General features: G+C 67.2%; 11 protein-coding genes and 3 tRNA genes. All 14 read left to right on the forward strand.

The window, feature by feature from the left end:
* A partial coding sequence (gene truA / locus AC1DW3_RS30015; RefSeq protein WP_477937830.1) for a tRNA pseudouridine(38-40) synthase TruA occupies nucleotides 1-750 on the forward strand: 750 nt, incomplete at its 5' end.
* Nucleotides 747-1,385 (forward strand): phosphoribosylanthranilate isomerase, encoded by a 639-nt coding sequence (locus AC1DW3_RS30020; protein WP_477937832.1) that lies wholly within the window; start codon nucleotides 747-749, stop codon nucleotides 1,383-1,385. The genes truA and AC1DW3_RS30020, both read left to right, overlap by 4 nt.
* Nucleotides 1,386-1,394: 9 nt before the next feature.
* Complete coding sequence (gene trpB / locus AC1DW3_RS30025; RefSeq protein WP_477937834.1) at nucleotides 1,395-2,648, forward strand: tryptophan synthase subunit beta; 1,254 nt, start codon at nucleotides 1,395-1,397, stop codon at nucleotides 2,646-2,648.
* Nucleotides 2,645-3,445 carry a tryptophan synthase subunit alpha gene (trpA, locus tag AC1DW3_RS30030; RefSeq protein ID WP_477937836.1) on the forward strand — a complete coding sequence of 267 codons (801 nt, stop codon included), beginning with the start codon at nucleotides 2,645-2,647 and terminating at the stop codon, nucleotides 3,443-3,445. Before trpB ends, trpA begins: the two co-directional genes overlap by 4 nt.
* Nucleotides 3,446-3,448: 3 nt before the next feature.
* Nucleotides 3,449-4,321, forward strand: coding sequence for an acetyl-CoA carboxylase, carboxyltransferase subunit beta (accD, locus tag AC1DW3_RS30035; protein WP_477937838.1), 873 nt, complete (start codon nucleotides 3,449-3,451; stop codon nucleotides 4,319-4,321).
* A gap of 60 nt (nucleotides 4,322-4,381) precedes the next feature.
* Nucleotides 4,382-5,692 carry a bifunctional tetrahydrofolate synthase/dihydrofolate synthase gene (folC, locus tag AC1DW3_RS30040; protein ID WP_477937840.1) on the forward strand — a complete coding sequence of 437 codons (1,311 nt, stop codon included), beginning with the start codon at nucleotides 4,382-4,384 and terminating at the stop codon, nucleotides 5,690-5,692.
* 15 nt (nucleotides 5,693-5,707) lie between these two features.
* Nucleotides 5,708-6,478 (forward strand): SPOR domain-containing protein, encoded by a 771-nt coding sequence (locus AC1DW3_RS30045; RefSeq protein WP_477937842.1) that lies wholly within the window; start codon nucleotides 5,708-5,710, stop codon nucleotides 6,476-6,478.
* An 11-nt stretch (nucleotides 6,479-6,489) separates the two neighbouring features.
* Nucleotides 6,490-7,032 carry a CvpA family protein gene (locus AC1DW3_RS30050; protein ID WP_477937844.1) on the forward strand — a complete coding sequence of 181 codons (543 nt, stop codon included), beginning with the start codon at nucleotides 6,490-6,492 and terminating at the stop codon, nucleotides 7,030-7,032.
* A gap of 11 nt (nucleotides 7,033-7,043) precedes the next feature.
* Nucleotides 7,044-8,555, forward strand: coding sequence for an amidophosphoribosyltransferase (purF, locus tag AC1DW3_RS30055; RefSeq protein ID WP_477937846.1), 1,512 nt, complete (start codon nucleotides 7,044-7,046; stop codon nucleotides 8,553-8,555).
* Between the two features lie 4 nt (nucleotides 8,556-8,559).
* Nucleotides 8,560-9,777, forward strand: a complete 1,218-nt coding sequence (locus AC1DW3_RS30060; RefSeq protein WP_477937848.1) for an O-succinylhomoserine sulfhydrylase — start codon at nucleotides 8,560-8,562, stop codon at nucleotides 9,775-9,777.
* Nucleotides 9,777-11,180, forward strand: a complete 1,404-nt coding sequence (gene gltX, locus AC1DW3_RS30065) for a glutamate--tRNA ligase (RefSeq protein WP_477937850.1) — start codon at nucleotides 9,777-9,779, stop codon at nucleotides 11,178-11,180. Before AC1DW3_RS30060 ends, gltX begins: the two co-directional genes overlap by 1 nt.
* A gap of 88 nt (nucleotides 11,181-11,268) precedes the next feature.
* A tRNA-Ala gene (locus AC1DW3_RS30070) sits at nucleotides 11,269-11,344 on the forward strand.
* Between the two features lie 48 nt (nucleotides 11,345-11,392).
* Nucleotides 11,393-11,468 (forward strand) — tRNA-Glu (locus AC1DW3_RS30075).
* Between the two features lie 52 nt (nucleotides 11,469-11,520).
* Nucleotides 11,521-11,597 (forward strand) — tRNA-Asp (locus AC1DW3_RS30080).
* Nucleotides 11,598-11,628: the final 31 nt, after the last annotated feature.

Below are 11,628 nucleotides of genomic sequence, written 5' to 3' on the forward strand. Positions count from 1 at the left end.
GGCGGCTACAACGGCTGGCAGAGTCAGCCGAGCGGCCGCACGGTGCAGGACGCCCTCGAAAAAGGCCTGTCAGCCTTTGCTGCCCGGCCCATCCGCACGATCTGCGCCGGCCGCACGGATGCCGGCGTGCACGGCATCAACCAGGTCGTCCATTTCGACACCGAGGTCGAGCGCGAACTCTTCTCCTGGGTGCGCGGCAGCAACCGCTATCTGCCGCCCGACATCGCCATCCAGTGGTGCCGCTTTCCGGGCGACAGCTTCCACGCCCGCAACTCCGCACGCGGCCGGCGTTATGCCTATCTGCTGCTGGAGTCCGCGGTGCGGCCGGCCATTGAATCCGGTCAGTGCGGCTGGGTGTTCCGCCCCCTCGAGCAGGCCGCGCTCGAAGCCGCCGCTGCGCGCCTGCTCGGCGAGCACGACTTCTCGTCCTTCCGCTCCTCGGAGTGCCAGGCCGCGTCGCCCATCAAGACGCTGCGCGATATCCGCGTACAGCGCCGCGGCGCCTATTGGCGCTTCGAATTCGAGGCCAGCGCCTTTCTGCACCACATGGTGCGCAATCTGATGGGCTGCATCCTCGCCGTGGGCAGCGGCACACGCTCGGCAGACTGGGTGTCGGAGGTGCTGGCCGCGCGCGACCGCAAAGTGGCGGCGCCGACCTTTGCCCCCGATGGCCTGTATTTCCTCGGCCCGACCTACGATGCCGAACTCGACATCCCGCGCGAGGTCGCGGCCTTGAACTGGCTTCCATGACTCGAATCAAGATCTGCGGTCTGACCCGCGAGGCCGACGTTGAAGCGGCCATCGAAGCCGGCGCCGACGCCATCGGCTTCGTCTTCTACGCCAAGAGTCCGCGCGCCGTGACGCCGGAGCGGGCGAGGGCGCTGGCCCGCCTGCTGCCTCCCTTCGTGACGCCGGTCGGCCTGTTCGTCAACGCGACCGATGCCGAGTTGCAGGCGGGTTTCGACGCGCTGCCCAATATGCTGGTCCAGTTCCACGGTGACGAGACGCCGGCCGACTGTGATCGCGTGCACCGCCCCTATCTGCGCGCCGCCCGCATGGCGCCCGGGGTCGATTTGCTAGACTTCGCCACTCAATTTCCCAACGCCCAGGCCCTGCTGCTCGACGCCCATGTCGACGGCTACGGCGGTGGCGGCAAGGTCTTCGATTGGTCACTCATTCCTCCAAGCGTCAGCTCTCGCCTCGTTTTGTCTGGTGGGTTGAATGCAGCAAACGTCGCCGATGGCATCGCCACGGTGCGGCCCTGGGCCGTTGATGTGAGTTCCGGCGTCGAGCCTGCGGGGTTTCCCAAGGGCATCAAGAGCGCCGACCTGATCCATGAGTTCTGCCGCGCGGTCAAGCGCGCCGATGCAGCACTCTCCCAGTAGGGGAAGACCATGTTCCAGTACGACCAGCCCGATGCGACCGGGCATTTCCGCCATGCGGGCACGCCGACCTTCGGCGGCAGCTTCGTCTCCGAGACCCTTGTCCACGCGCTGGACCAGCTCAAGGACGCCTACGCGCACTACCGCAACGACGCCGAGTTCGTCGCCGAGTACCAGCGCGAGCTCAAGCACTTCGTCGGCCGCCCGAGCCCGATCTACCACGCCGACCGCCTGAGCCGTGAACTGGGTGGCGCACAGATCTACCTGAAGCGCGAGGACCTCAACCACACCGGCGCGCACAAGATCAACAACGTCATCGGCCAGGCGCTGCTGGCCAAGCGCATGGGCAAGCCGCGCGTCATCGCCGAGACCGGTGCCGGCCAGCATGGTGTGGCCACGGCCACCATCTGTGCGCGCTACGGCCTGGAGTGCGTCGTCTACATGGGCAGCGAGGACGTCAAGCGCCAGTCGCCCAATGTCTACCGCATGAAGCTGCTCGGCGCGACGGTTGTGCCGGTGGATAGCGGCAGCAAGACGCTGAAGGACGCGCTCAACGAGGCGATGCGCGACTGGGTCACCAACGTCGAGAACACCTTCTACATCATCGGCACCGTCGCCGGCCCGCATCCCTACCCGATGATGGTGCGCGACTTCCAGCGCGTCATCGGCCTGGAGTGCCTGGAGCAGATGCCCGAACTGGCCGGCCGGCAGCCGGACGCCGTCATCGCCTGCGTGGGCGGTGGCTCCAACGCCATCGGCATCTTCCACCCCTACATTCCGCACGAGAACGTTCGCCTGATTGGCGTCGAGGCCGAAGGGCAGGGCGTGGCCAGCGGCAAGCATGCCGCGACGCTGACCGCCGGCAGCCCCGGCGTGCTGCATGGCAACCGCACCTACCTGCTGCAGGACGCCGACGGCCAAATTATCGAGACGCATTCCATCTCGGCTGGCCTGGACTACCCCGGCGTCGGCCCCGAGCATGCCCACCTGAAGGACATCGGCCGCGCCGAGTACGTCGGTGTCACGGACGCTGAGGCGCTGTCCGCCTTCCATCGGCTGTGCCGCACCGAGGGCATCATCCCCGCGCTGGAATCCAGCCACGCCGTCGCGCATGCCATCAAGCTGGCGCCGACGCTGGGCCAGGACAAGGTGCTGCTGATCAACCTCAGCGGGCGCGGCGACAAGGACATCGGCACGGTGGCCGACCTGTCCGGCGCCGCCTACTTCGACCGCCCGTCGCAAGCCGGTGAGAAGGTCAAGCAATGAGCCGCATCAAGACCACTTTCGACCAGCTCAAGGCCGATGGCCGCAAGGCGCTGATCCCCTTCGTCACGGCCGGTGACCCGCATCCGACGGCGACCGTCGACCTGCTGCTGGCCATGGCCGAGGCCGGTGCCGACGTCATCGAGCTGGGCGTGCCTTTCTCCGACCCGATGGCCGATGGCCCCGTCATCCAGCGCGCCGGGGAACGGGCGCTGAAGAATGGCATCGGCCTGCGCAAGGTGCTGGCCTATGTGCGCGAGTTCCGCGCCCGCAACGACAAGACGCCGCTGGTGCTGATGGGCTATGCCAACCCGGTGGAGCGCTATGGCCTGGACGCCTTCGTGGCCGATGCTTCGGCGGCGGGTGTCGATGGCGTGCTCATCGTCGACTACCCGCCCGAGGAGTGCGAGGAGTTCGCCGCCAAGCTGCGTGCCGCGAATATGGACGCGATCTTCCTTCTGGCGCCCACGTCCACCGAGGCGCGCATGGCCCAGGTCGGCAAGCTTGCCAGCGGCTACGTCTACTACGTGTCGCTGAAGGGCGTGACCGGCGCCGGCCACCTGAACACGGCCGCCGTGGCCGAGGCCGTGCCGCGCATCCGCCGCCACGTCAGCACGCCGGTGGGGGTGGGTTTCGGCATCCGCGACGGTGCCACGGCGCGGGCGGTGGCCGACGTTTCGGACGCGGTCGTCATCGGCTCCAAGCTGGTCGAGCTGCTTGAACTTCAGTCGGTCGATAATGTCGCCTTGACTGGCGCGGCCTTCATCCGTGAAATTCGCGCGGCACTCGACAAGGACTGACACATGAGTTGGCTCGACAAACTGCTCCCGCCCAAGATCCAGCAAGGCGACCCCGCCGACAGGCGCACGGTGCCTGAAGGCCTGTGGATCAAGTGCCCGAGCTGCGAGACGGTGCTCTACAAGACCGACCTGGAGCAGAACATCAATGTCTGCCCCAAGTGCTCGCACCACCACCGCATCGGCGCCCGCGCGCGCCTGGACGCTTTCCTGGACGGTGAAGGCCGTTACGAGATCGGCCAGGAAGTGCTGCCGGTCGACGCGCTGAAGTTCAAGGACAGCAAGAAATACCCCGACCGCCTGAAGGAAGCGCTGGAGTCCACCGGCGAGACCGACGCGCTGGTCGTCATGGGCGGTGCCGTCATGAGCGTGCCCGTCGTGACCGCCTGCTTCGAGTTCGACTTCATGGGCGGTTCCATGGGCTCGGTGGTCGGCGAGCGCTTCGTGCGCGGCGTCGAGACCGCCATCGAGCAGAAGACGCCCTTCATCTGCTTCACCGCCACCGGTGGCGCGCGCATGCAGGAGGGGCTGCTGAGCCTGATGCAGATGGCCAAGACCAACGCGTCGCTGACGCGCCTGGCCAAGGCCAAGCTGCCCTATATCAGCGTGCTGACCGACCCGACCATGGGTGGCGTGTCCGCCAGCTTCGCCTTCGTCGGTGACATCGTCATCGCCGAGCCCAAGGCGCTGATCGGCTTTGCCGGCCCGCGGGTCATCGAGAACACCGTGCGCGAGAAGCTGCCCCCGGGCTTCCAGCGCGCCGAGTTCCTGCTTGAGAAGGGCGCCGTTGACATGATCACCGACCGCCGCCAGCTGCGCGAGACCATCGCCCGCCAGCTCGCCATGCTGCAGCGCCAGAGCGCGGACGCCGTCGCCTGAACGCCGTCCGCGAAAGTCCAAGCCAGGCCCCGTGCCTGGCTTTTGTTTTTGATGACCGCCATGACGCTTGAAGACTGGCTCGCCCACTGCGAGCGCCTGCACCCCAAGAGCATCGACATGACGCTGGACCGCGTTGCGACGGTGAAGCAGCGCTTGGGGCTCGCCTTTGACTGCCCGACCATCGTCGTTGCCGGCACCAACGGCAAGGGCTCGACCTGCGCCATGCTGGAGTCCATCGCTCTGCACGCCGGCTACCGGGTGGGCCTCTACATCAAGCCCCATCTCGTGCACTTCCAGGAGCGCTGCCGCGTCGGCGGTGCACCGGTGGCGGCCGAAACGCTGGAGCCGCATTTCGAAGCCGTCGAAGCCGCGCGCGGCGACATCACGCTGACCTATTTCGAGTTCACGACGCTGGCCATCATGCGGCGGCTGCAGCATGAGCCGCTGGATCTCGTCATCCTCGAAGTGGGCTTGGGTGGCCGGCTGGATGCCGTCAACGTCATCGACAGCGACTGCGCCGTCATCACCAGCATCGACCTCGACCACACCGAGTTCCTGGGCACCGACCGCGACAGCGTCGGCCGCGAGAAGGCCGGCATCATGCGCACCGGCCGGCCCGTCGTCGTCAGCGACCCCATGCCGCCGGCCTCGCTGGCGGAGCGGGCCATGGAGATCGGCGCCGACCTGCGCCAGCTCGGCCGCGACTTCACCTTCAGCGGCGACCGCACGCAATGGCAATGGGCCGGGCGCGCCAAGCGTTTCTCCGGCATGGCCTACCCGGCGCTGCGTGGTGTGAACCAGCTGCTGAATGCCTCGGGTGTGCTGGCGGCCTTCGAAGCGCTGCATGACCGCCTGCCCATCAGTGCCCAGGCCGTGCGTACCGGCCTGGCCCTGGTCGAACTGCCCGGCCGCTTCCAGGTGCTGGCCGGCCAGCCGGCCGTCGTGCTCGACGTGGCCCACAACCCCCACGCGGTGGCGGCGCTGGCGCAGAACCTCGACCAGATGGGCTTCTTCCCGCGCACCCACGCCGTCTTCGGCGCGATGGCGGACAAGGACCTGGCGGGCATGCTCGGCCGCATCGCGCCGCTGGTGGACGTCTGGCATTTCACCGACCTGGCCATTCCCCGCGCCGCCAAGGCTGAGCAGCTCCAGGCAGCCTTCCTCGCCGCCGGCCTGAAGACGCCGCCCGATGTGGCCACGCATACCTACGCCAACCCCCTCGACGCCCTGAACGCCGCGGCTGCCGGGGCGACCACGGCCGATAGAATCCTCGTCTTCGGTTCCTTCTACACCGTGGGCGGGGTGCTCCAGCAGGGCCTGCCACGCGTGACGGCCGGCGCTACGGCGCCCCAGCCTCCTACCCTCCACTGACGCCAGACGCCGCCAATGGGCCTGTTTTCCTTCCTCAAGCGCGATGACGCCGCCGCCGCGGCGGCGCCCAAGAAGTCGGCCAAGGCCGGCACCAAGGCCAGCGCGGCCGAAGACGTGCAGGTGCTGCGCATCCGCGCCCGCCGCCGCCTCATCGGCGCGGCCGTGCTGGTGGCCGCCGGCGTCGTCGGCTTCCCGCTGATCTTCGAGACCCAGCCACGGCCCATCCCCGTGGACCTGCCGATAGACATTCCGCGCAAGGAGACCGCGCCGCCGCTGACCGTGCCCACGCGCGAGCCGCTGACGCAGGCCGACAAGCCGATCGCGACCGAGGTGGCGCCAACGCCCGTCGCCAGCGCGCCGGCGCCCGTGCCGACCGAGACGCAGGTGGCCGAGAAGCCGGCTGCCGAGAAGCCGCCCGCCAGGGTTGCCGAGAAACCTGCTGAAAAGCCGGCGGACAAGCTCACCGACAAGCCCAAGCCCCGCGCCAACGATGGCGCCCGAGCCCAGGCACTGCTCGAGGGCAAGGAGGCCGCCCCGGCCAGCACGCCCGCTGCGGCGGCGCGCTTCATCGTCCAGGTGGGCGCCTATGGCGAGAACAAGACCGCGCAGGAAGTGCGTGCCAAGGTCGAGAAGCTTGGCCTCAAGACCTATGCCCAGGCCGTGGACACGGCCGACGGCCGCCGCGTGCGTGTGCGCCTCGGGCCTTTCGCGAGCCGCGACGAGGCCGAACGTGCGGCGTCCAAGCTCAAGGGCGCCGGCCTGCCCGGCGCCATCCTCACCCTCTGAAGGCTGTCACCATGGACGTCGCGCTGAGCTGGGTCGATCTCGCACTCGTCGGGGTGCTGGTGATCTCGATTGCGCTCGGCATCTGGCGCGGCCTCGTCTTCGAGGTCATGTCCCTGGCGGGTTGGGTCGTCGCCTATTTCGCGGCCTCGCCGCTGGCACCCGTCGTCGAAGACCTGCTGCCGGCGTCCTTCACCAGCCAGTTCAGTCCGGCTGCGCTGCATGTCGTCGCGCTGGCCATCGCTTTCTTCTTCGTGCTGCTGGTCTGGGGCCTGGCGTCGCGCCTCATCAAGATGCTGATCCACGCCACGCCGCTGTCGGTCATCGACCGCCTGGGCGGTGCCGGCTTCGGCGCGCTGCGCGGCGTCTTCATCGCGCTGCTGCTGGTGCTCATCATTGGCGCATCGCCGCTGGCCGAATCCTCCACCTGGCGGGCCTCGCGCGCCGCCCCGGTGCTGACCGGCGTGCTGCAGGACGCGGCGCCACTGCTGCCCGAACCCGTTGCCCGATTTATTTCCCGCTCGATGACCCCATCTGAAGCGGACGCTACTGACTAAGGACCCTCGCCATGTGCGGCATCGTCGGCGCTCTCGCTGCCTCTCCCGTCAACCAGCTCCTCTATGACGCGCTGCTGCTCTTGCAGCATCGCGGCCAGGACGCCGCCGGCATCGTCACCATGCAGGGCCAGAAGTGCTTCATGCACAAGGCGCGCGGCATGGTGCGCGACGTCTTCCGCACCCGCAATATGCGAGCCCTGCCGGGCACGATCGGCCTGGGCCAGGTGCGCTACCCGACGGCCGGCAATGCCTACAGCGAGGAAGAGGCCCAGCCCTTCTACGTGAACGCGCCCTTCGGCATCGTGCTTGTGCACAACGGCAACCTGACGAACGCGCTGTCGCTGAAGGACGAGCTCTTCGACATCGATCGCCGTCACATCAACACCGAGAGCGACACCGAGGTGCTGATCAATGTGCTGGCCCACGAGCTGGAGCTGGCCGCGCGCGACCTGCCGCTGACGCCCAAGGAGATCTTCAACGCCGTGCGCGCCGTGCAGAAGCGCATCAAGGGCAGCTATGCCGTCATCGCGCTGATCGCCGGCCAGGGCCTGCTGGCCTTCCGCGACCCCTTCGGCATCCGTCCGCTGTGCTTCGGCCGCTCGGCCAACGGCGAGTTCATGGTCGCCAGCGAAAGCGTGGCCCTCGAAGGCACCGGCCACCAGCTGGAGCGCGACCTGGCGCCCGGCGAGGCGCTGTTCGTCGACATGACCGGCAAGGTGCACAGCGAGCAGTGCAACGACAACCCGTCGCTGAACCCCTGCATGTTCGAGTTCGTCTACCTGGCCCGCCCGGACTCGGTCATGGATGGCATCTCGGTCTACCAGGCGCGCCTGAACATGGGCGAGACGCTGGCACAGCGCGTCATCTCCACGATGCCGCCCAATGAGATCGACGTCGTCATCCCGATCCCCGAGAGCAGCCGGCCTTCCGCCATGCAACTGGCCCACCGCATCGGCAAGCCCTATCGCGAGGGCTTCGTGAAGAACCGCTATGTCGGCCGCACCTTCATCATGCCGGGGCAGGGCGCGCGCAAGAAGAGCGTGCGCCAGAAGCTCAACGCCATCGGCGTCGAGTTCAAGGACCGCAATGTGCTGCTGGTGGACGATTCCATCGTGCGCGGCACCACGTCCAAGGAAATCGTCCAGATGGCCCGCGAGGCCGGTGCACGCAAGGTCTATCTCGCCTCTGCCGCGCCGCCGGTGCGCTATCCCAATGTCTACGGCATCGACATGCCGACCAAGGAAGAGCTCATCGCCCATGGCCGCAGCGTCGAGGAGATCCGCCAGTACATCGGCGCCGACGCGCTGATCTACCAGGACGTGGATGCGATGAAGCGTGTCGTCGCCGCGCTGCGGCCCGGCCTCGCCGGCTTCGAGGCGAGCTGCTTCGATGGCCACTATGTGACCGGCGACGTCAGCCTGGCCGACTTCGAAGCCATGCGCGAGCAGCGCACCAGCCAGTCCACCGAGGAAGAGGCCGACGCACGCGGCCGCCTGGCGCTGCAGGGCGGCGGCGAGGGTTGAGCGCATGAGTGAGGAGCGACGCCTGCCCGACGGCCTGCGCCCCGAGACGCTGGCTGTTCGCACATCGCTCGCGCCCAGCCAGCACGGCGAGAACTCGGAAGCGCTGTTCCTGACTACGGCCTACGTCCAGCCGGATGCCGAGACCTCGGCTCGCAAGTTCTCCAATTCCGAGGACTTCACCTACTCGCGCACCAGCAACCCGACCGTGCGCAGCCTGGAAGCCCGCCTGGCGGCCCTGGAAGGCACCGAGGGGGCCATCGCCACATCCACCGGCATGAGCGCCATCCTGCTGCTCGGCATGGGCGTGTTGAAGGCCGGCGACCATGTCGTCTGCTCGCGCTCGGTGTTTGGCTCGACGATCAACCTCTTCGCCAAGGAATTTGCCAAGTTCGGCGTCGAGACGAGTTTTGTCTCGCAGACCGATCTCGCCGAGTGGCGTACGGCCCTCAAGCCGACGACCCGGCTGCTCTTTGCCGAGACGCCGACCAACCCGCTGACCGAGGTCTGCGACATCCGCGCGCTGGCCGACATCGCCCATGGTGCCGGTGCCATCCTCGCCGTCGACAACACCTATTCGACGCCAGCCCTGCAGCGCCCGGCCGAGATGGGCGCCGACATCGTCATGCATTCGGCCACCAAGTACATGGACGGCCAGGGCCGCGTGATGGCCGGCGCCCTGTGCGGGCCGAACCGGCTGATCCGCGATGTCTTCGGCCCCATCCTGCGCACCGTGGGCATGACGCTGGCGCCGTTCAACGCCTGGGTCGTGCTCAAGGGCTTGGAGACGCTGTCCCTGCGCATGAAGGCCCAGAGCGAGCAGACCCTGGCTGTGGCGCGCTGGCTGGAGGCGCGTCCCGAGGTGGCACGCGTCCACTATCCGTCGCTGACGTCCCATCCTCAGCATGAGCTGGCCATGCGCCAGCAAAGCGGGCAGGGCGGGGCGGTGCTGTCCTTCGACCTGAAGGCCGGCTCGCCTGAAGCCGCGCGCGCCGCGGCCTTCCACGTCATCGACAGCACCCGCGTCGTGTCCATCGCCACCAACCTTGGCGACACCAAAACCATCATCACCCATCCCGCCACGACCTCGCACGGCCGCCTGACCGAAGACCAGCGCCAGGCCGCCGGCATCGGACAGAGCCTGATCCGCCTGGCTGTTGGCCTCGAACATGTCGACGACATCTGCGACGACCTGGCTCGGGGCCTTTCAACACTGAAAACCTGATGAGCTCCACTTTCGACAAGGTCCGCACGCGCATCGCGCCGTCGCCGACCGGTTTCCTGCACCTGGGCACGGCCCGCACGGCTCTCTACTCCTGGGCCTATGCCCGCCACCATGGCGGCGAGTTCGTGCTGCGCATCGAGGACACCGACGTCGCGCGTTCCACGCAGGACTCGGTGGAGCAGATCATCGCGGCGATGAACTGGCTGGGCCTTTCCTATGACGAGGGTCCGATCTACCAGATGCAACGCCTGGACCGCTACCAGGCCGTCATCGACCAACTGATTGCGGCAGGCTTGGCCTACCGCTGCTATGCGACGCCTGAAGAGCTGACCGAGATGCGCGAGGCCCAGAAGGCGCGCGGTGAGAAGACGCTCTACGACCGCCGCTGGCGCCCCGAGCCGGGCAAGACGCTGCCCACGCCGCCGGAGGGCGTGAAGCCGGTCGTGCGCTTCGCCAACCCGGTGGAAGGCGATGTGACCTGGGACGATGTCGTCAAAGGCCGGATCACGATCAACAACCGAGAGATCGACGACCTGATCATTGCCCGCACGGATGGCGTGCCGACCTACAACTTCGCCGTCGTCGTTGATGACTGGGACATGCGCATCAGCCACGTCTTCCGCGGCGACGAGCACGTCAACAACACGCCCTGGCAGATCAACATCTTCAATGCGCTGGGCGCACCGCTGCCGGCCTTCGGCCATCTGCCCATCATCCTCGGCGACGACGGCCTGAAGCTGTCCAAGCGCCGTGGCGCGGTCAGCGTGATGGACTACGCCGCCAACGGCTATCTGCCTGAGGGCATGCTGAACTACCTGGCCCGGCTGGGCTGGAGCCATGGCGACGACGAACTGTTCTCGGCCGAGCAGATGGTGAGCTGGTTCGATGGCTCGCACCTGTCCAAGAGCCCGGCTCAGTGGGACCCGGCCAAGCTGGATTGGGTCAACGGCCACTATGTGAAGCAGGTCGACGAGGCGCGGCTGGCCGGCCTGGTGGTCGAGCAATTGGCCGCCAAGGGCATCGCAGCGACGCCCGGCCAGATCCAGCCCAAGGTTGGCCTGTTCAAGGATCGCTGCGCGACGGTCGCTGCGCTGGCCGACTGGCTGGCGATGTACTTCGTGCCGGTCGCGCCGTCGGCAGAAGACCTCACGAGCCACATCACCGACGCCGTTCGCCCGGCGCTGGCGGCACTCGCCGAACGCCTGGCTGCGGTGACCGACTGGAGCAAGGCGAGCATTCAGCAGGCCTTGAAAGAAACTCTCGCCGCGACCGGCCTCAAGATGCCGCAACTCGCCGTACCCGTGCGCGTTCTCGTGTGCGGCCGCGCACAAACGCCGTCGCTGGACGCTGTGCTGGAGCACTTCGACAAGAAAAAAGTCCTCGAACGCTTGCAAGCGGCCTGATTTTCGTCATATACTCTTGGTCTCGCTTGAACAGCGCTGTTAACGAAGAAGCCGAAAGACGAAAGTTGATAGGCCAAATCGAAAACACGGGGGTATAGCTCAGCTGGGAGAGCGCTTGCATGGCATGCAAGAGGTCAGCGGTTCGATCCCGCTTACCTCCACCAAAAGTTTCGGCTTATTGGATGGCGCGCGGTTCAAGTTGCGAAGGATTAGTCCCCTTCGTCTAGAGGCCTAGGACACCACCCTTTCACGGTGATTACAGGGGTTCGAATCCCCTAGGGGACGCCAAGTTTGATGAGCTTGGATATTGTCGAAAGACGGTATCAAATTCATCCCACGCGGAGTGGTAGTTCAGTTGGTTAGAATACCGGCCTGTCACGCCGGGGGTCGCGGGTTCGAGCCCCGTCCACTCCGCCAAGGATTCCATCGGGTTCGCCCGATAAAAGAA

This window comes from Roseateles sp. P2_H4, from assembly GCF_056403315.1.